Source organism: Pantoea sp. VS1, from assembly GCF_002207995.1.
In the GTDB taxonomy this organism is placed as follows: domain Bacteria; phylum Pseudomonadota; class Gammaproteobacteria; order Enterobacterales; family Enterobacteriaceae; genus Pantoea; species Pantoea dispersa.
This window is the reverse complement of the sequence record NZ_NHZE01000108.1, coordinates 31,394-51,319: the sequence shown is the minus strand read 5'-3', so window position 1 is coordinate 51,319 and position 19,926 is coordinate 31,394. Positions and strand designations below refer to the sequence as shown.

The window sequence follows — 19,926 nt, the reverse complement described above, 5'->3', positions numbered from 1 at the left end:
CAAGGGCCTGGCTGAGGAGCATAAAAAAATCCGTAATCATCCATGAGAGATTACGGATTTTCACACAGCGACCGGATCGTTCAACCGATCATTTTTGTCTTAACTGATCGGCATTAGGCTAAATCAGCCGCCTTTTTTATTACCGACGTTATTAGCGACGCTCGTGGGTTAACACGGTGCGCGGCTGGGTACGCCGACCGACACCACCGAGGACCGCCGCCAGCACCGCCTCGATCAGCATCATGAAGAAGGCAAACCAGCTGGCTTTCGCCGTTGCCGCCGCGGCTTTCTCTGCGGCTTCACGCGCTTTCTGCTCCGCTTCCTGCTTCAGGTGCTGATATTTCTGCATCGCCTGTTGATAGCTCTGCTCAGTCTGATTAACGATCTGCTCCGCTTCCTGATCGCTTTTTCCGGTCCGCGCTTTAATAATGTTTTTCAGCGCATCACGGTCTGCAGCCTGCAGCGTATCGGCATGACGACTCAGTACACCACGGATCCAATTGGCAATATCATTGTCGGCATTCTGTGGATTCTGTGCCGTCTGTTTCGCCTGGTTTTGCGCATTATTCGCTTCGCTATTTACATCCTGCTGTAAATTTTCCGGCTGCAGTTCCGGTTTGCCGGTCTGACGCAGCGTGGTTTGCAATTCATTTTGCAAATCATCCAGATTGATATTATTTTCCTGCAGCTTCTCTTTCGCCATATTGGTCACCGATGGCGCTACCGCAGAAATACCGTTCCCCAGGGCATTAAAACCGGAGCCTAAAATATTAAAGGCGCCGCCGATAATACCGCTGGCAAGTGAAATCGCCAGCCACAGCGTAATCAGGGTACTGACACCAAACATCAGCAGACCGTGCAGCGCACCTTCGCGCTGAGCCAGCCGTCCGGCAACGTAGCTACCGACCGCCAGCGCAATCAGCATGCTGGCCCCGGTCCAAATCAGCGCCCCGGTCCCCAGATGTTCCAGCGGATTTTGTTCCTGCTGGGGATCGATGGTCGTGGCGCCGATCGCGGTTCCCAGCAGCCCCAGTAAAATATGAATGATTAATGCCGCAATCACCCCTGCAAATACGGCACTCCAGGAAATGCGTTTCAACGGTAAACCGCCGTGCGTTTCCACCACCGTTTCCGTGCTGCCATTATTAGTCCAGGTTTCAGGCATATTTATTTCCTCACAAACATTGACGATAAAGAGTAACGCATATAAGAGCACACCCTGTCCTTTTTGATATTATCTAGCGTAGACAGAGAAAACTCTTTTCACCAGATCGTCGGGCAAGAGAAATTAAAGTCTGCGTCGCGGGCAAAAAAAACGCAGCATATTCAGGGAATATGCTGCGCTTATTTTTTAAAGCGTATTAATTAAAAAGGACGCAGACCGCCACCGAAGCCGGGCGTAGCACTGTGCCATAAAATAAAGCCGGCCAGCAGCAACAGCAGGCTGCCAGCCAGCATCACGGCCGGCAACAACCACTGCGCAGTCCCTCTGCTGCTGACCCTGCCGAGGCGCACCGCCAGCACGCGCGAGCGCTGCACCAGCAAACCCAGCAGCGACACGGTGAGCGCGGTGCCCAGCGCCATGGTCAGCGCCGAGGCCACGCCCCAGCCATATACGCCAATCACTTTGGCAAACAACAGCATCATGATGGCACCGGAACAGGGCCGCAGCCCCATCGACAGCACCACCAGCGCCTGGGTTCTGCCGCTCACCGCACCGGCCAGCTGTTGCGCGCTCGGCAGGTGGGCATGACCGCAGCCGCAGTCAGCATGATGCTGATGATGTGGCCGTACCGCGCGAATCTGGAGCCCGGTCGCCGGACGGAACGCGCGGCGTAACCCCTGCAGCGCGCGCCAGCCCACCCAGACGCCGAGCGCCATCACCAGCAAATAGCTACCTTTCTCCAGCCAGTAACTGGTGAGATGCAGCTGGCGCGACGAGGTTTGCAGCACCACCAGCATCAGCGTCACCAGAGCAATCGCCACCGTGCCCTGCAACAGCGCCGCCAGCAGCGTCAGCTTCATGCTGGTTTTCAGCTGCGCCGGATGGGTAGCGAGAAAGGTGCTGATCACCACTTTGCCGTGGCCCGGCCCCAGCGCATGCAGCACGCCGTAGGCAAGGCTAAACAGCATCAGCGTGACACCGGCCTGCTGCGGCTGCTGCGCCACCTGTTGCAGGAGCTGCGTCATCTCACGGTGCAGAACCTTCTGCCACAATACGCTTTGCAGCAGAATCTGCGGCCAGTGCAGCCACAGCATCCCGCCCGCAGAAATCAGCAGCGCAGCCAGCAGCCACAGCGGCCACCAGCGACGGGAAGCGCCAGGCAGTGAAATCAACGACATGTCAGGGTTACCGTCTGGGCAAACTGCTGGCCGAGATCCATATCCTCGGGCGGTGCGTCAGCTTTATCCAGCGACAGCGCGTACTGTTTTAGCGAGTCATCCGGTTTGGGCGTGTGTAAGTCAAACTGGCAATGGGCTTTCACGGTCTCATCCATGGTGATGGCTTGCGGATTGTCATAATACATATCAACAAAGTAACTGGGATCGAAGGTCTGGATGCGGTATTGCCTGGCGCTTAACGACTGCGGTTCGCCGAACGGCACAATGAACTCCAGCACCGCTTTATTGCCCTTGCGCGACAGCTGATACTCCTGCGGCAGGTTGAGAAATTTCACCCGATTTTTATCCTGCCACACTTCGGTAAAATAGTGCTGGCCCAGCACATTGGCCATTACCTGTGCCGCCAGCTTTTTCCACACCACCTCGCCGGGTTTGGCGTTGCCGGCATCGTACAGCAGATCGGCGGAGGTGATCTCGTCCATGGTCCATACCATCTTCATCGCGCTGAGATGATTGTCCTTACCGAGCAGTTCGGTCTGCATATCAATAAAGCTGTGTGGATGCGCCCACACGGCGCCGTTGAACAACAGCGTAAAGCTAACGAGCGCAATTTTCATATGTTATAAAGTAACAAATTTTAAAGTCAGAAGGATACCGGGCCAGAAAAAACTGTGACCCGCCCTGAAGCTCTGAACAAAAGTCATGACAAAGGCCAGGGTCAGCGCGTGGAGTTGGCTATTCTTAGCTGAAAAATGACCTGCGGATAACACGATTGATGAGTTCAGCGCATTCTACTGCTCCCCTCTTCAGCCGCGCCCAGCGTCGTTGCCATCTGCTGTTGCTGCTGTTTCTGCCTGCTCCCGCGTTAACGCTTGAAAAGCTCTGCCAGTTGAATGGCGTGGACCCTGTTGTCGCCCGACAGGATATCGCGGATGTCGGAGATGAGATACAGCGCTTTCACCAGCTGGAATTACACCAGATGGTGGATGGCAGCTTTCGCATTCATGGCACGGAACTGGACCGGCGTCTGTGCCTGCTGCACTGGCTGCGCCGCGCGCTGCGCCTGTCGCAGGATTTCGTCTGCACGCATTTTGCGCCGGCACTGCGCCAGCGGCTGAAGGTGCTGAAAATCGAGAAAGCACTGTGGGATGAAACCAATCTGCAGGCGCTGATCCAGCACTGCAGCCTGCGACTGGCGCGCGATTTCACGCCGCGCGACCGGCTGTTTCTGCAAATCTTCATGAAATATGCGCTGTGTCAGCGTCAGACGGCGCTGTTCAGCGAGCGCCAGCGCGCCTGGCTGGCGGCGAAGATTGAACGTAGCGCAGCGGATGACGTGATCCATCACTGGCAGAAACGTTGCCATCTGGCACCGGACGTCAGCGAAACCGATTTCTGGACGCTGCTGTTCAGCCTGATTCACGCGCCCGACGGCAGCCAGCTGGCGGACAGTCAGGCACACAAGCTGATGGCCGCGGTGGAAGCGCTGATTGCCCGCTTTGAGCAACTGGCGCAGACGCGCATCAAAAATCAGCAGCAGCTGAAGCTACAGCTCTATACTCACCTGGCGCAGGCGCTGGATCGCAGCCACTTTGCTATCGGCATTGATAACAGCGTGGCGCTGGACGTGGCGCGTCTCTATCCGCGCCTGCTGCGCACCACGGCGCGCGCGCTGCAGCACTTCAGCAGCGATTTCGGCACGCAGTTTAGCGCGGAAGAAGTGAGCCTGGTGGCGGTGCAGTTTGGTGGCTGGCTGATGCAGGAGAGCGCGCTACAGGAGAAACAGGTGCTGTTACTGACCGGCGCTGACGCGGCGCTGGAACAGCTGCTGGAGCAGCAGCTGCGGGAAATGATGCTGCTGCCGATCAATATTACCTATCAGGATATGCTGCACTTTCAGCGTGAAGGCGCACCGCGCGATGTGGCGCTGGTGGTGACGCCCTACGCCACCGCCCTGCCGCTCTACTCGCCGCCGCTGATCCACGCTGAGCTGCCGCTGAGCGATCACCAGCAGCAGCGCATTCGTCAGCTGCTGGAGTCTTAAGCCGCGCGTGGCCGCAGGAACAGCGCCGGCAGCGCCACCAGCGCCATCACCCAGAACAGCTGGCCGTGCAGGTGAGTAAACAGCACGCCGCAAACCATCGTCATCACCGCGATGCCGCCGCCCATTGCCAGCGCCGAATAGAGCGACTGCAGACGAATCACCTCTGCGCCTTTACGCGCGGCGATAAAGCGCATCGCCGCCAGATGGCAGACGGTAAAGCTGCCGCAGTGCAGAATCTGCGCCACAATCAACAGCGGTAGCGCTGTGCTGGCACCCAGCAGCGTCCAGCGCACCAGCGCGCATACGCCGGACAGCAGCAGCAGATCGCGCGCGCTCCAGCGGCGAAACAGCCGGTTACTCAGGGCAAAAATCACGATTTCGGCCACCACGCCCAGCGACCACAGGTAGCCCACGACCGACGCGGAGTAGCCCGCTTCCTGCCACCAGATAGCACTGAAGCTGTAATACGCGGCGTGCGCGCCCTGCATTAGCGTTACGCACAGCATGAAGCGCCAGACGCTGTTTTCGCGCAGCAGGTCGCGCCACGCCGCCCAGCCACCGCTCGCGCCCTGGCGTAGCTCACCCTGCGGTCGGGTTTGTGGCGGCAGCAGCATGCCGGACAGCATCGCCAGCGCGCCTGCGCTCAGCAGCAGCAGAATCACCTGCGATGACCAGGCGCTGACCAGCATACCGGTAAGCGCCGAGCTGATAACAAACGCCAGCGAGCCCCACAGCCGTACCGGACCATAGGCCAGCCCGATTTGCTGTGTCCAGGTGGCCGCCAGCGCATCACTCAGCGGCACCAACGGCGAGAAGAACAGGTTAAAACCAATCATCACCAGCAGCAGCCATAGCCACTGACTGCCGAGCCAGAAACCGAGCGCGAACAGACAGGTCGCCAGCGCCAGCAGGCGCAGCGCAACAATCAGCTGCGCTGGATTTTTCACCTGCGAAGCAATCAACAGGCTGCCGGCAAAGCGCGCCACCATGCCACAGCCGAGCAGCAGGCCAATTTTTTCCGCATCCAGCCCGTTGCCTTTCAGCCACACGCTCCAGAACGGCAGATAGATGCCATAGCAGAAAAAGTAGGTGAAGTAGCTCAGTCCCAGCCACCTTGCCGATCCGATGGTCATGTTTCCTCCTGTTGACGCTCCGCCGTGCGCGGAATGGCCGTTACTTTCTCAAAGCCGCCTGCGAAAGGGAATAAAAAAAGGATGGCTTGCGCCATCCTTCTTCACACTGCGGGTTTAGCGCTTATCAGGCATAAACCGGCAGACGGGCACAGATATCCAGCACTTTCTGTTTGGTGCGCTCGATAGTGGCTTCGTCGTTGATGTTGTCGAGAACGTCAGCGATCCAGCCCGCCAGCTCGCGCACTTCCGCTTCTTTGAAGCCGCGACGGGTCACTGCTGGCGTACCGATACGCACACCGGAGGTCACAAACGGGCTCTTCGGATCGTTAGGTACGCTGTTTTTGTTCACGGTGATGTTAGCGCGGCCCAGAGCGGCATCCGCCTCTTTACCGGTCAGACCTTTGCTCACCAGATCGATCAGGAACAGGTGGTTGTAAGTACCGCCTGAGACGATGTTGTAACCGCGCTCCAGCAGCACTTCCACCATCGCTTTGGCGTTCTTCGCGACCTGCTGCTGATAAGCCTTGAACTCCGGCTCCATGGCTTCTTTGAACGCGACGGCTTTACCGGCGATAACATGCATCAGTGGGCCGCCCTGACCACCCGGGAACACCGCGGAGTTCAGTTTCTTGTACAGCTCTTCGTCGCCGTTTTTCGCCAGGATCAGGCCACCGCGCGGGCCGGCCAGCGTTTTGTGCGTGGTCGAGGTCACGATGTGCGCGTGCGGTACCGGGTTCGGATACACATCAGCAGCGATCAGACCGGCAACGTGGGCCATATCAACAAACAGCCAGGCGCCGATGCTGTCGGCGATTTCACGCATTTTGGCCCAGTCGCACACGCCAGAGTAAGCAGAGAAGCCGCCCACGATCATTTTTGGCTTGTGGGTCTGCGCCAGTTCGGCCAGCTCTTCGTAATTGATTTTGCCGGTTTCATCGATGCCGTAAGGGATAACGTTGTACAGCTTACCGGACAGGTTGACCGGCGAACCGTGGGTCAGGTGACCACCGTGTGCCAGGTTCATGCCCAGAATGGTGTCGCCCGGCTGCAGCAGCGCGGTGTACACCGCGAAGTTAGCCTGGGAGCCGGAGTGCGGCTGCACGTTAGCGTAATCCGCGCCGAACAGCGCTTTGGCGCGATCGATCGCCAGCTGCTCAACGATATCCACATATTCACATCCGCCGTAGTAGCGTTTGCCCGGATAGCCTTCGGCATATTTGTTGGTGAGCTGTGAACCTTGCGCCTGCATAACGCGTGGGCTGGTGTAGTTTTCCGAAGCAATCAGTTCAATGTGCTCTTCCTGACGCACCTTCTCCTGCTCCATAGCCTGCCACAACTCGGCATCATAATCGGCAATGTTCATATCACGCTTTAACATCCGCATCTCCTGACTCAGCAACTTTTTAACGGCAGTTTAAGCCCCGGCTGGGGGCGAAGGCCAACAGTGTAAACGGTTTTGCCAGGTGACGATAGCGCCAATCCCCTCTTTTTACGCAAACGATTGGCAAGGCGCTGGCACGGGATTTTTACGCTTTTTAGCCGGGGAAGAAAACCGGAGATTTGTTCATCAGCAGCGGGAAAATTTTTCAGCTTTGCGCGCCCGCCAGCAGATTGACACTCGTCACCCCAGACAAAACGGGGGATTTACAGTGCGCGGCAACAGGCATAACATGCATTTAAAATACATGTTTAAAATTACTCTGAGGATCAGCCCATGCTTGACGCGCAAACCATCGCCACCGTGAAATCTACCCTGCCCGCGATTGCTCAACTCGGCCCGCAGCTGACCGGTCACTTTTATCAGCGGATGCTGACGCAGCATCCCGAGCTGAAGAACGTGTTTAACATGAACAACCAGCGCAGCGGCAATCAGCGTGAAGCGCTGTTTAACGCGATCTGCGCGTACGGCAGCAACCTGGAAAATCTTGCGGTGCTGCTGCCGGCGGTGGAGAAAATTGCACAGAAGCATGCCAGCCTGAATATTCAGCCGGCGCAGTACGCGATTGTCGGGGAAAACCTGCTGGCGACGATTAAAGAGCTGCTCAATCCAGGCGATGAAGTACTGGCGGCGTGGGGCAAAGCCTATGGCGTGCTGGCTGAGGTGTTTATCCAGCGTGAAGCAGCGATTTACCGTGCGTCGGAAGAAAAGGTCGGCGGCTGGCGCGGCGCGCGCGATTTTCGTATCCGTGCGATTACCGCGCAGAGCTCGGTGATCAAAAGCATTGAGCTGGTGCCGAATGATGGAGAGCCGGTGGCGGACTTCCTGCCCGGCCAGTATCTGACCCTCAGTCTGCGCCCGGCGGACAGCGACTACATTCAGCACCGCCAGTATTCGCTGACGCATCTGCCGGATGGCAAAGCCTATCGCATTGCAGTGAAGCACGAAGCGCAGGGCAGCGTCTCCGGCTGGCTGCATCAGCATGCGAAGGTTGGCGATATCGTGCAGTGCGCCGCGCCGGCCGGGGATTTCTTCCTGCAGGCAGCAGCGCAGACGCCGGTGACGCTGATCTCAGCCGGCGTCGGGCAAACGCCGCTGTTAGCCATGCTGGCCAGCCTGGCGGAGCAGCAGCATCCGGCCGCAGTATGCTGGCTGCACGCCGCCGAAAACGGCGCGCAGCACGCGTTTGCTGATGAGGTCGCGGCGCTGGGTGCGCAACTGCCGCGCTTTAGCCGCCACGTCTGGTATCGCCAGCCGCAAGCTGACGACGCGGGACGTTACGACGCGCAGGGTCTGATGGATTTAGCCACCGTCTCAACCGCACTGACCCAGCCCGAGGGTCAGTTCTGGATTTGCGGCCCGCTGGCATTCATGCAGTTTGTTGCGCGCCAGCTGACCGACGCCGGCATCAGCGCCGACCGCATTCACTACGAAGTGTTCGGTCCGCACAAAGTGCTGTAAATGAAAAAGCCTGCACGCGGCAGGCTTTGTGTCTGGTGAGGAGCGAAGGGCTCAGATGGCCTCTTCGTCTTCCTCGCCGGTACGAATACGCACGACGCGCGCCACGTCAAAGACAAAGATTTTGCCGTCGCCGATTTTACCGGTCTGCGCGGTTTTCATGATGGTTTCTACGCAGGTATCGACGATATCATCGCCCACCACCATCTCGATTTTCACTTTTGGCAGAAAATCGACCATGTATTCGGCACCGCGATACAGCTCGGTGTGGCCTTTCTGACGTCCGAAGCCTTTCACTTCGCTGACCGTCATCCCGGTGATGCCCACTTCTGCTAAGGCTTCACGCACATCATCGAGTTTGAATGGTTTGATAATTGCATCGATCTTTTTCATCACAGATCCTTTTTTCGCTCCCTCCATGATGGACGGGTAACTATGAGTATAAGTGTTCCTGACGCTGCCGCAGCAAGCTACTCTTTAAATTCGCTGGCGTCCAGTTCGTGGCGCGACAGCAGCTTATAAAACTCGGTACGGTTGCGTCCAGCCAGACGCGCCGCATGCGTCACATTACCTTTGGTCATCTGCAGCAGTTTGCGCAGATAGTTAAGCTCAAACTGGTTGCGTGCTTCGACAAAGGTCGGTAGCGCCGTGTTCTCGCCAGCCAGCGCCTGCTCTACCAGCGCGTCACCAATTACCGGCGACGTAGTAAGCGCCACGCACTGCTCAATCACGTTAACCAGCTGGCGCACATTTCCCGGCCAGCTGGCACTCACCAGCCGTTTCATCGCATCGACCGAGAAGCTGCGCACAAACGGTTTGTGGCGATCGGCCGACTGGCGCAGCAGATGGTTGGCCAGCAGCGGGATGTCTTCGGCGCGTTCGTGCAGTGCCGGGATCCTGAGATTCACCACGTTGAGACGATAGTAGAGATCTTCGCGGAAGCTTTTCTTCTCCATCGCCTTCGGCAGATCGCGGTGCGTGGCAGAGATGATGCGCACGTTGATGTCGAGATCGCGGTTGCTGCCCAGCGGACGCACTTTGCGCTCCTGCAGCACGCGGAGAAGCTTCACCTGCAGCGCCTGCGGCATGTCGCCAATCTCATCGAGAAACAGCGTGCCGCCTTCCGCCGCCTGAAACAGCCCTTCGCGCGCACTTACGGCACCGGTGAAGGCGCCTTTGGCGTGGCCAAACAGCTCGGACTCCAGCAGCTGTTCCGGCAGCGCGCCGCAGTTGATGGCAATGAAAGGTTTGCCGGCGCGCGGACTGGCAGCATGAATCGCCTGCGCCAGCACCTCTTTACCGGTGCCGCTCTGGCCGTTAATCAATATACTGACGTCAGATTGCGCCACCATGTGCGCCTGCTCCAGCAGCCGCAGCATCAGCGGATTACGCGTGACAATCGCTTCGCGCCAGCCGTCATCGCTGACCGGCGCGCGCTGCGCCAGTGCTTCGTCAATCGCTTTGTATAGCGCATCGCGATCGACCGGTTTGGTCAGAAAGCTGAACACGCCCTGCTGCGTGGCGGCTACCGCGTCCGGAATCGAGCCGTGCGCGGTCAGGATGATGACCGGCAGTCCGGTATGGCGCTTCTGGATTTCAGCAAATAGCGCCAGGCCATCCATTTCATCCATGCGCAGATCGCTGATCACCAAATCGACTTTCTCTTTCTGCAGATGACGCAGGGCTTCCGGCCCGCTGGCCGCGGTCGCTACCTGATAGCCTTCACTGCTGAGACGCATACCGAGCAGCTTGAGTAAGCCCGGATCGTCATCCACCAGCAGTAAGCGTGCGGCCTGTTTCATGGTTACTGCTCCTCGCTTTGGGCATCGCTGGCACCGTGTGTGCTGTCGCCGCTGTCCGGTGCTTTACGTGATGACAGTTGACGCTCGATGTCAGTCAGTCGCTGCAGTTTACGCTGGGTATCGTCCAGCGTTTGCCGCAGTTGCGTTTGCTGCTGACGCAGGCGATCCAGTTCGGCGTCATTGCTTTGCTGCAGCGCGGCGTAGCGGCCGCGCGCCTCGCTCAGCTCCAGCTGCGCGGCCTGGTTACTGCGCCACAGCTGCAGCAGCGGACGCACCGCCGCCGGATAATCCGCGCTATAGCTGTCGAGCGTATCAACGTACTGACGGCGCTCCACCGGCGTCACGTTGCCGTTCGCCAGCAGGATGCCCTGCTTAAAGGCGCGCGCCCAGTTCTGTACCGGCCAGCGCCGCGCTTCCGCCCGCGCTTCGGCCGCCGACAGCCGCTCACCGCAGTCGATAGCGCGCTGCCAGTAAAGTGGATTGCTCATGGCCGCCGGTGCTTCAATCTGCCAGACATTCTGGCAATCGGTGGCCAGATAATCCGCCAGGCGCACGTCCGGCTCCGGCAGGTTCACCGCACCGCGCGGCGTACTGCTCTGGGGCGGCGCCTGACAGGCGCTCAGGCCGATGGCGATCAGTGCGCCGACGAGAAATCGGCTGGATGTGAGTTTCATTAATCAGGCATTCCCGGCGCTGGTAGTCAAAATGATACGAAAACAGACGTCCGCGTCCGTGCGCGTGACCAACTGTAAATCACCCTGCATCCTGCGCAGGCAATCTTTGGCGATGCTTAATCCCAGCCCGCTGCCTTTCACCGGCCCTTTGCGCTGCTGGCTCCCCTGATAAAAGGGCTCAAAGATCATCGCCTGCTCTTCAGCCGGAATCGGCGTGCCGGTGTTCGCCACCTCAATCCACACCTGGTTGCCCTTCTGCTGGCTCTGCAGCCAGATGTTACCGGATTCGCTACCGTAGTTCACGGCGTTCGAGTAGAGGTTATCAATCACCCGCTGCAACAGCGTCGGTTCCGCCAGACAATAGCGGGCCGGCAGATCGATATGCGTGTGCATCTGGCGCGCGCTGGCGGGCAGTGAGTGCACCCTGACGACGCTATCAATGATAGCGTCGATAGCCACCGGTTCCAGCCGCATTGGGCTGTCCGCCAGCCGGCGATTGTAGTCGAGCAGCTGTTCAATCAGCCGCTGCAGATGACGGCTGCTGGTGTCGAGAATGGCAACAACTTCCTGCTGTTCCGCATTGAGCGGGCCGGCAACCTGGTCGGCCAGCAGTTCGGTGCCTTCGCGCAGGCTGGCCAGCGGCGTTTTGAGCTCGTGCGACAGGTGGCGCAGGAACTCATGCCGCTGCGCTTCCAGCCAGCTAAGACGTTCGCTGAGCCAGACTATGCGCTGTCCCAGCGAGCGAATTTCGCGTGGCCCGCGAAAACTGACGCTATTGCCCAGCGTTTTGCCCTCGCCCAGCCGGTTAATCATGCGTTCGACGCGCTTAACCGGGCCGATAATCATGCCGGTGAACAGCAGTACCAGCACCAGACTGATTAAAAACAGTATCAGCGCCTGCCAGCCAAAAAACTGGCCGCGATCGGCAATTTCGCGCTGCAGTTGCAGGCCGCGTGAAAACACCACTTCACGCGTGGCCTGCACCATGCGGGTGTTGGCGGCGGAGAATGCTTCCAGCGCGCTCGCCGCCGGTGCCAGCAGATTGCCGTTATCACACTGCAGCTTTTCCAGCTGCGGCAGCGCGCTCTGCAATATTTTGAACGTTGGCAAATCGGGCAGGCTGGCGGCATGGCTGCTGAGCATCTGGCCGTAGCGGCTCCACTGCGTTTGATACAGGCGTGCCAGACTGGCATCGCCCAGCACGCAATACTGGCGATAGCTACGCTCCAGCTCCAGCGCCGTACGCGCCATCGCCTCGCTGCGACGCACGTCAGTGAAGGTGTTGCGGTTAGTGTCGGCCGCCTGATTACTCAGCGCTGACAGGCTTTCCCATGCCTGCCATGCCAGCACCAGCAGCGGCAGCAGCACCAGCAGAAAGGCCATTAAAACCAGTTGCCGCAGGGATCGGGGAAACAGACGCCATCTCTTCACAACCGCGCTTCCTTTGAGGTGAGTTGCAGGCATGCTAGCGAAGTCCGGCAAGGTTAGAAAGGCTGAAAACGAAAACGGCAGGCCTTTTGGCCTGCCGTGAGAGCGACGCCGCAGCATCGCCTGCAAAATAGGTGGAGCCTAACTCAACGTTGCGTCCGGTGCTTGATAACGTTGCAAAGCAAGCGATTATCGGTTGGGTGGACGGCAGGCTCCGTTTGGTGCGTCATTCGATATTTTATGAGCTCAACCGCAGTGCGGGGCAATCATAGACAGGAGAATGAGCAACGTAATGAGTATAGCAACTATCGTGCCAGAAAATAAATAGCCTTGTTAATCAGTATACTGCCAGCTCAGAGAGGGAATTAACGACGCTTTCGGACCGGCTGGTCTGGAAAAAGTGTCGCCGATTAGCAACGGCTTTAACGCGCTAACTTTGCACCTATAAAAAACAACGATTTAAATGTCACCTTTTGGCGACAACTCAGTCATGGGATTGTCGTCATTTTCCGACATGTCACAGATGTCAGGGAATCACAGCGGATCGACAGCGGTGCCCACGCGACAAAAAATAAAAAAGGCCGCGTTGAGCGGCCTTTGCACAGTGCCCGTGAATGGGCACCGGTAAGAGACAGAATTCAGGTTAACCCAGCTGCTTGCGCGCGTTGCGGAAAATGCGCATCCACGGGCTGTCTTCGCCCCACTCCGCCGGATGCCACGAATTGCTGACGGTGCGGAACACGCGCTCCGGATGCGGCATCATAATGGTGACGCGCCCGCTTTCGTTGGTTACGGCGGTGATGCCGTTCGGTGAGCCGTTCGGGTTTGCCGGATAGGTCTCGGTGACCTTGCCGAAGTTATCGACGAAGCGCAGCGCCACCAGCCCTTTCGCTTCCAGCTCAGCCAGATGCGCACCGTCACGCACTTCAACAAAACCTTCACCGTGCGAGACGGCAATCGGCATGCGAGAACCGACCATGCCGTCCAGCAGCAGTGACGGGCTGGCGGCCACTTCCACCAGGCTGAAGCGTGCTTCAAAGCGCTCGGACTGGTTACGCACAAAGCGTGGCCACAGCTCGCTGCCCGGAATCAGTTCACGCAGATTCGACATCATCTGGCAGCCGTTACACACGCCCAGCGCCAGCGTCTGCGGACGATGGAAGAAGTTTTCAAACTCGTCACGCACGCGGCTGTTGAACAGAATCGATTTCGCCCAGCCTTCGCCCGCACCCAGCACGTCGCCGTAGGAGAAGCCGCCACAGGCGACCAGCGCGTGGAATTCCTCCAGACCACGACGGCCCGCCAGCAGATCGCTCATGTGCACGTCAACCGCGGTGAAGCCTGCGCGGTGGAAGGCAGCAGCCATCTCAACGTGCGAGTTCACGCCCTGCTCGCGCAGCACGGCAACGCGCGGACGCGCGCCAGTGGCGATCATCGGTGCCGCCACATCCTCTTCCGGACGGAAGGTCAGCTGCACGTTCAGGCCAGGATCGTTATCGTCTTTCTTCGCTTCATGTTCCTGATCGGCACAGGCCGGGTTATCGCGCAGGCGCTGCATCTGCCAGGTGGTTTCAGCCCACCAGGTACGCAGGGTGGTACGGCTTTCGCTGTACACCGCGCTGTCGCCGGAGCGGATAACAAAACGGTCGCCCGGCAGCGCTTTACCGATGACGTGAACATTGCTGCTCAGGCCGTGATCGGCAAACACTTTTTCCACGGTCGCGCGGTCGGCAGCGTTAATCTGCAGTACGGCGCCCAGCTCTTCCGTAAACAGTGCTGCCAGCGCATCGCTGCCCAGCGCGGCGATATCCGCCTCAATACCGCAGTGGCCGGTGAAGGCCATCTCAGCCAGCGTGACCAGCAGACCGCCATCCGAGCGGTCGTGGTAAGCCAGCAGTTTCTGCTCGCTGACCAGCGTCTGAATTGCATTGAAGAAGCCGGCCAGCTGCGCGGCATCGCGCACGTCGGCCGGTTTGTCGCCCAGCTGACGATACACCTGTGACAGCGCCGTGGCGCCGAGGGTATTAGCACCGTTGCCGAGGTCCACCAGCAGCAGCAGGTTGTCGCCTTCCGGCTGCAGCTGTGGCGTCACGGTGCGACGCACATCTTCAACGCGTGCAAAAGCCGTAATGACCAGCGACAGCGGCGAGGTCATTTCGCGCTGTTCAGTGCCCTGCTGCCAGCGGGTTTTCATCGACATGGAGTCTTTACCCACCGGAATGGTGATTCCCAGCGCCGGGCACAGCTCTTCGCCCACCGCTTTTACCGCGGCGTACAGGCCAGCGTCTTCGCCCGGGTGACCGGCTGCAGCCATCCAGTTTGCCGACAGCTTCACGCGCTTCAGTGAACCGATCGCGGTCGCGGCCAGGTTGGTCAGCGCTTCGCCCACCGCCAGGCGACCGGACGCGGCGAAATCCAGCAGCGCTACCGGGGCACGTTCGCCCATGGCAAACGCTTCACCGTGGTAGCTGTCAAGGCTGGCGGTGGTCACGGCGCAGTTCGCCACCGGGATCTGCCACGGCCCGACCATTTGATCGCGCGCCACCATGCCGGTTACGCTGCGGTCACCGATGGTCACCAGGAAGGTTTTTTCCGCCACGGTTGGCAGGTGCAGCACGCGGTTTACCGCATCGGCAATGGTAATGCCGTCCCGCACCAGCGCATCACCTTTCGCCTGCTGGCTGGCCACGTCGCGCGTCATTTTTGGCGTTTTACCCAGCAGCACGTCGAGCGGCATGTCGATCGGTTTGTTATCGAAATGGCTGTCGGCAAGGTTCAGGTGCTGCTCCTCGGTCGCTTCACCAATCACCGCGTACGGCGCACGTTCGCGCTGGCACAGTTCATCGAACAGCGCCAGTTTGTCCGGCGCAACCGCCAGCACATAACGCTCCTGCGACTCGTTACACCACACTTCCAGCGGGCTCATGCCTGGCTCATCGCTGAGGATGTCGCGCAGGTTGAAGTTGCCGCCGCGGCCACCGTCGCTCACCAGCTCCGGCATGGCGTTAGACAGGCCACCGGCACCAACGTCGTGAATAAACAGAATCGGGTTGGCTTCGCCCAGCTGCCAGCAGCGGTCAATCACTTCCTGACAGCGACGCTCCATCTCCGGGTTGTCGCGCTGCACCGAGGCGAAGTCGAGATCGGCATCCGACTGGCCGGACGCCATCGAGGACGCCGCGCCGCCGCCAAGGCCGATATTCATCGCCGGACCGCCCAGCACGATCAGCTTCGCGCCAACCACGATCTCACCCTTCTGCACGTGATCGGCGCGGATGTTACCAATACCGCCGGCCAGCATGATCGGCTTGTGATAGCCGCGCAGTTCAACGCCGTTGTGGCTGTTGACCTGCTCTTCATAAGTACGGAAATAGCCGTTCAGCGCCGGGCGACCAAATTCGTTGTTAAACGCGGCGCCGCCTAACGGGCCTTCGGTCATGATATCCAGCGCGGTAACAATGCGATCCGGCTTGCCGAAATCCTCTTCCCACGGCTGTTCAAATCCGGGAATACGCAGGTTGGAAACCGAGAAGCCGACCAGACCCGCTTTCGGCTTCGCGCCACGTCCGGTGGCACCTTCGTCACGGATTTCCCCGCCGGAACCGGTGGCGGCACCTGGCCATGGCGAAATGGCCGTCGGGTGGTTGTGGGTTTCCACCTTCATCAGGATATGCGCGGCTTCCTGATGAAACTCGTATTCGCCCTGCTGCGCATCCGCATAGAAACGCCCGACCTCAGAGCCTTCCATCACCGCGGCATTGTCTTTATATGCCGACAGGACGTGTTCCGGATGCTGCTCAAAGGTGTTTTTAATCATTTTAAACAGCGACTTCGGCTGTTTTTCGCCGTCGATAATCCAGTCGGCGTTAAAAATCTTGTGACGACAGTGCTCGGAGTTCGCCTGAGCGAACATATAGAGCTCGATGTCGTTCGGATTGCGGCCCAGTCTGGTAAAGGCATCGAGCAGGTAATCAATTTCGTCATCGGCCAGCGCCAGGCCGAGCGTGCGGTTAGCCTGTTCCAGCGCCTCGCGCCCTCCGCCCAGCACGTCTACGCTTTTCAGCGGCTGCGGCTCATGATGCGCGAACAGCTGTTCTGCCGCGCTGAGCTCCGTGAACACGGTTTCCATCATGCGGTCGTGCAGCAGGCTGGCCAGCTGCTGCCACTGCGCGTCAGTCAGCTGCGGTGCCTGTACATAGAAGGCCAGACCGCGCTCCAGGCGCAATACCTGTGGCAGGTCGCAGTTGTGGGCGATATCGGTGGCTTTCGATGACCAGGGAGAAATGGTGCCGGGACGCGGCGTCACCAGCAACAGACGCCCTTGTGGCGCATGTTCGGCGAGAGAAGGACCGTATTTCAGCAGACGCTGCAGGCGGGCTTGCTGTTCCGCGCTGAGCGGTGCGCTGACATCGGCGAAATGGACGTACTCGGCGTAAATATCACTCACCGGCAGATGAGCGTCCTGAAAGCGGGTCAGCAGTTTGTTTACACGAAATGCCGACAGAGCGGGCGAACCACGCAGAATTTCCATCATTAAAGATCTCTCGTCTTCGAAGCGCCGGGCGACGCTTCATGGGGCGCAACAGGGAAAACGGGCGGTATTATAGAGAAATGGCACGGGTTACGAAACCGTTTGCGCAGAAAAACTGAGCCTCAGGATTTGCCTGAATTTTGCGCAAATCTTGCTATATAAGTTGCCCTGTTGCGCTTTGTTGCGCAAAATGCCCCTCGCTCTGGGAGTGCAAAACAACATAAATACTGCCTTTAAAAGACAGAGGCCTGTGAGCCATTACGAGACAACTATTTGAAACGCCTGAAATTAAATTATCTGTTTATCGGTCTGATCACCGTGCTGCTTGCGCTGGCGCTGTGGCCGTCCATCCCCTGGTACGGGGGCGGAAAAGACGCGTTATCACAGATCAAATCGCGGGGAGTGTTGCGCATCAGTACCGTCAACTCGCCGCTGACTTACTACACCATCAATAATGCACCAGCCGGTATGGACTACGAGCTGGCGAAGCGTTTCGCCGATTATCTTGGCGTGAAGCTGGAAGTCACGGTGCGGCCCAACCTCGGCGACCTGTTTGACGATCTCGACGACGGCAAAGCCGACCTGCTGGCCGCCGGGCTGATCTACAACAGCGAGCGCCTCAGCCGTTATCAGAGTGGCCCGAGCTACTATTCCGTGTCGCAGCAGCTGGTGTATCGCATCGACAAGCCGCGGCCCAAAAACCTTGGTGATCTGAAAGGCCGGCTGATTGTGCAGTCCGGTTCGGCCTATCTGTCAACGTTACGTTCCGCCAAAGCGGACAGCTATCCCGATCTCGACTGGGCCATTTCCACCGATATGGGCCAGAAAGCGCTGCTGGAAGCGGTTGCCGACGGCAAGCTTGACTATACCGTGGGGGATTCGGTGACCATCGGCCTGCTGCAGCGCATCCATCCACAGCTGGCGGTGGCGTTTGATATTACCGATGAAGAGCCGGTGACCTGGTATCTGCCGCGTAACGATGACGATAGCCTGAACGCCGCCATGCTCGACTTCTACAGTCAGATGGGGGAAGAAGGCACCATGGCGCGGCTGGAAGAGAAGTATCTCGGCCACGTCGGCACCTTTGATTATGTCGATACCCGCACCTTCCTGCGCGCAATTGATAACACGCTGCCGGATATCAAGCCGCTGTTTGAGAAGTACGCGTCCAGTATCGACTGGCGCCTGCTGGCGGCGATTTCCTATCAGGAGTCGCACTGGAATCCGCAGGCGACCTCGCCCACCGGCGTGCGCGGCATGATGATGCTGACGCGCAATACCGCTGACAGCCTCGACGTGAACGATCGTCTCGATCCGGAACAGAGCATTCGCGGCGGCAGCGAATACCTGCGGCGCATGATGGAAAAAGTGCCGGAGACCATTCCGGAAGATGAACGCATCTGGTTTGCGCTGGCGGCCTATAACATGGGCTACGCACATATGCTGGATGCACGCCGGCTGACGCTTAAACAGGGCGGCAATCCGGACAGCTGGGCCGACGTTAAGCTGCGCCTGCCGATGCTGAGCCAGAAGCGCTATTACGCGCAGACCACTTACGGCTATGCGCGCGGCCACGAAGCTTATAACTACGTTGAGAACATCCGTAAGTATCAGATCAGCCTGGTAGGCTATCTGCAGGAGCAGGATAAACGGCTGGCGCAGCAGTCGGCGCTGGAAGCGGAACTCGGTGCCGGTTATCCGGCTGTCGAACCGAAGATTGCGATGAACTAATCGGCGCGCAGCGCCTGCCGCTGCGCACGTTTCTGTTCGCGCCGCATACGGAAGAAGTCGCTCAGCAGCGTGGCGCACTCCTCGGCCAGCACGCCATGCGCAATCTCAATCTGATGATTCATGCCCGGATGGCCGATCACATCCAGCAGCGAACCGGCGGCACCGGTTTTCTCATCCTTCGCGCCATAGACCAGACGGGTAATCCGGCTGTGCACCATGGCACCGGCGCACATCACGCACGGCTCCAGCGTCACGTATAAGGTGGTGTCGAGCAGCCGGTAGTTATCAATCACTTTTCCGCCCTGACGCAGCGCCATAATCTCGGCATGCGCGGTGGGATCGCACTGGCTAATCGGCCGGTTCCAGCCCTCGCCAATCACTCTGTCGCCCTGCACCAGCACCGCACCGACCGGCACTTCGCCCTGCTCCCACGCACGCCGCGCCAGTTCAAGCGCGTGGCGCATCCAGTATTCATCAGTTTGTGGGTTCAACGGGCAACTCCTGCGGATTAACAAGGCGGCGCATTATAGACGGAATCCAGCTGCGATTCACTCCAGCTGTTGCAGTTCACCGCGCGGCGTCACGCGCCAGCGATGCTGGCAGAAAAACAGCAGCGGGTTATCCTGCTTGCTGTCGCTGTAGCCGCTGTACAGCTGCAGCGGCGTACCGATTTTTTCCTCGAGCTGCGCCACTTTTTCATGGCCGAGACAGCGCATGGCTAATACCCGGCCGCCACGGCCCGGCTTCATCTGGCTGGCGATCAGTTTCACCCGCGGCAGAAACGCGGAATCAAAATAGACCTGCTCCACCAGCGACTGCGGCGAGCCGGTAATCAGCCAGACATCGGCGTCTTCACTGCTGAGGTAGTCAGTCAGCCGCTGCTGCACCACCGGAAACGCGGTGACGCGCTCGCGAAACCAGCGGGCAAATTCGGCCTCACGCTGGCGCAGCGTGGCCTCACGATGGCCAAAGGTGATAGCCCACAGCAGCAGGCTCATCGGCCAGCGCGCGGCGCGGCCCTTTATCAGCATACCCATGCCGATGACCGGCAGCAGCGGCACCACCAGCACCAGATTGAGCGGCTGGCGGCGCAGCAGATAACGCATAAACGTGCCAAACATGTCCTGCTGATGCAGCGTGCCGTCCAGGTCAAAAAATACCACGCGGCGATGCGAACCCTTTGTCAAACCCGACTCCTTTTTCTAAACGCGGCGATACCTGCTCTACAGTGTAGCCAGCATCGCGCGCCGGGGCGAAAGCTGTCATTTTTAATTCCAGTGGCTACAATGCCATTTGAATAGTTTATTCTCTGCGTCGGCGCGATGTCATCTGACATTCCTGGCC

The 19,926-nt window shown here is 59.0% G+C and carries 15 protein-coding genes; 3 read left to right on the top strand and 12 right to left on the bottom strand.

Translation table 11 applies throughout. The features are described from left to right. Nucleotides 1–151: 151 nt before the first annotated feature. From CBW22_RS24395 to CBW22_RS24385, 3 genes are all read right to left on the bottom strand, one after another. Nucleotides 152–1,165: a YrzE family protein gene (locus CBW22_RS24395; protein ID WP_088518112.1), complete on the bottom strand. Its 1,014-nt coding sequence runs from the start codon at nucleotides 1,163–1,165 to the stop codon at nucleotides 152–154. A 200-nt stretch (nucleotides 1,166–1,365) separates the two neighbouring features. Next, entirely contained in the window at nucleotides 1,366–2,343 is a 978-nt protein-coding gene (locus CBW22_RS24390) for a nickel/cobalt transporter (protein ID WP_088518111.1), read from the bottom strand. Then, nucleotides 2,334–2,960: a DUF1007 family protein gene (locus CBW22_RS24385; protein ID WP_088518110.1), complete on the bottom strand. Its 627-nt coding sequence runs from the start codon at nucleotides 2,958–2,960 to the stop codon at nucleotides 2,334–2,336. The genes CBW22_RS24390 and CBW22_RS24385 overlap by 10 nt, the downstream gene beginning before the upstream one ends. Before the next feature lie 158 nt (nucleotides 2,961–3,118). Between CBW22_RS24385 and csiE the strand changes: the two genes are divergently transcribed. Beyond that, nucleotides 3,119–4,387: a stationary phase inducible protein CsiE gene (gene csiE, locus CBW22_RS24380; protein ID WP_058770857.1), complete on the top strand. Its 1,269-nt coding sequence runs from the start codon at nucleotides 3,119–3,121 to the stop codon at nucleotides 4,385–4,387. Here csiE and CBW22_RS24375 read toward each other — a convergent pair. Next, on the bottom strand, nucleotides 4,384–5,520 hold the full coding sequence (locus tag CBW22_RS24375; RefSeq protein ID WP_088518109.1) for a 3-phenylpropionate MFS transporter: 1,137 nt from the start codon (nucleotides 5,518–5,520) through the stop codon (nucleotides 4,384–4,386). The two genes, csiE and CBW22_RS24375, sit on opposite strands and share 4 nt — an antisense overlap. A gap of 124 nt (nucleotides 5,521–5,644) precedes the next feature. After that, entirely contained in the window at nucleotides 5,645–6,898 is a 1,254-nt protein-coding gene (glyA, locus tag CBW22_RS24370) for a serine hydroxymethyltransferase (protein WP_021506540.1), read from the bottom strand. A 336-nt stretch (nucleotides 6,899–7,234) separates the two neighbouring features. Here glyA and hmpA point away from each other — a divergent pair, with 336 nt between their 5' ends. Further along, nucleotides 7,235–8,419: an NO-inducible flavohemoprotein gene (gene hmpA, locus CBW22_RS24365; RefSeq protein WP_088518108.1), complete on the top strand. Its 1,185-nt coding sequence runs from the start codon at nucleotides 7,235–7,237 to the stop codon at nucleotides 8,417–8,419. Nucleotides 8,420–8,470: 51 nt separating this feature from the next. Here hmpA and glnB read toward each other — a convergent pair whose 3' ends face one another. From glnB to purL, 5 genes are all read right to left on the bottom strand, one after another. Further along, entirely contained in the window at nucleotides 8,471–8,809 is a 339-nt protein-coding gene (gene glnB / locus CBW22_RS24360; RefSeq protein WP_007886217.1) for a nitrogen regulatory protein P-II, read from the bottom strand. Nucleotides 8,810–8,886: 77 nt separating this feature from the next. Beyond that, entirely contained in the window at nucleotides 8,887–10,218 is a 1,332-nt protein-coding gene (gene glrR, locus CBW22_RS24355) for a two-component system response regulator GlrR (protein ID WP_058758284.1), read from the bottom strand. 2 nt (nucleotides 10,219–10,220) lie between these two features. After that, nucleotides 10,221–10,892, bottom strand: a complete 672-nt coding sequence (gene qseG / locus CBW22_RS24350) for a two-component system QseEF-associated lipoprotein QseG (RefSeq protein ID WP_021506537.1) — start codon at nucleotides 10,890–10,892, stop codon at nucleotides 10,221–10,223. A gap of 3 nt (nucleotides 10,893–10,895) precedes the next feature. After that, complete coding sequence (locus tag CBW22_RS24345; protein WP_088518107.1) at nucleotides 10,896–12,323, bottom strand: sensor histidine kinase; 1,428 nt, start codon at nucleotides 12,321–12,323, stop codon at nucleotides 10,896–10,898. A gap of 640 nt (nucleotides 12,324–12,963) precedes the next feature. Next, nucleotides 12,964–16,854: a phosphoribosylformylglycinamidine synthase gene (purL, locus tag CBW22_RS24340; protein WP_088518106.1), complete on the bottom strand. Its 3,891-nt coding sequence runs from the start codon at nucleotides 16,852–16,854 to the stop codon at nucleotides 12,964–12,966. Between the two features lie 270 nt (nucleotides 16,855–17,124). Here purL and mltF point away from each other — a divergent pair, with 270 nt between their 5' ends. Further along, complete coding sequence (mltF, locus tag CBW22_RS24335; protein ID WP_088518105.1) at nucleotides 17,125–18,582, top strand: membrane-bound lytic murein transglycosylase MltF; 1,458 nt, start codon at nucleotides 17,125–17,127, stop codon at nucleotides 18,580–18,582. Here mltF and tadA read toward each other — a convergent pair. Beyond that, nucleotides 18,579–19,073 (bottom strand): tRNA adenosine(34) deaminase TadA, encoded by a 495-nt coding sequence (tadA, locus tag CBW22_RS24330; RefSeq protein WP_071813580.1) that lies wholly within the window; start codon nucleotides 19,071–19,073, stop codon nucleotides 18,579–18,581. The two genes, mltF and tadA, sit on opposite strands and share 4 nt — an antisense overlap. Before the next feature lie 57 nt (nucleotides 19,074–19,130). Continuing rightward, nucleotides 19,131–19,769, bottom strand: a complete 639-nt coding sequence (gene yfhb, locus CBW22_RS24325) for a phosphatidylglycerophosphatase C (protein WP_010618503.1) — start codon at nucleotides 19,767–19,769, stop codon at nucleotides 19,131–19,133. Nucleotides 19,770–19,926: the final 157 nt, after the last annotated feature.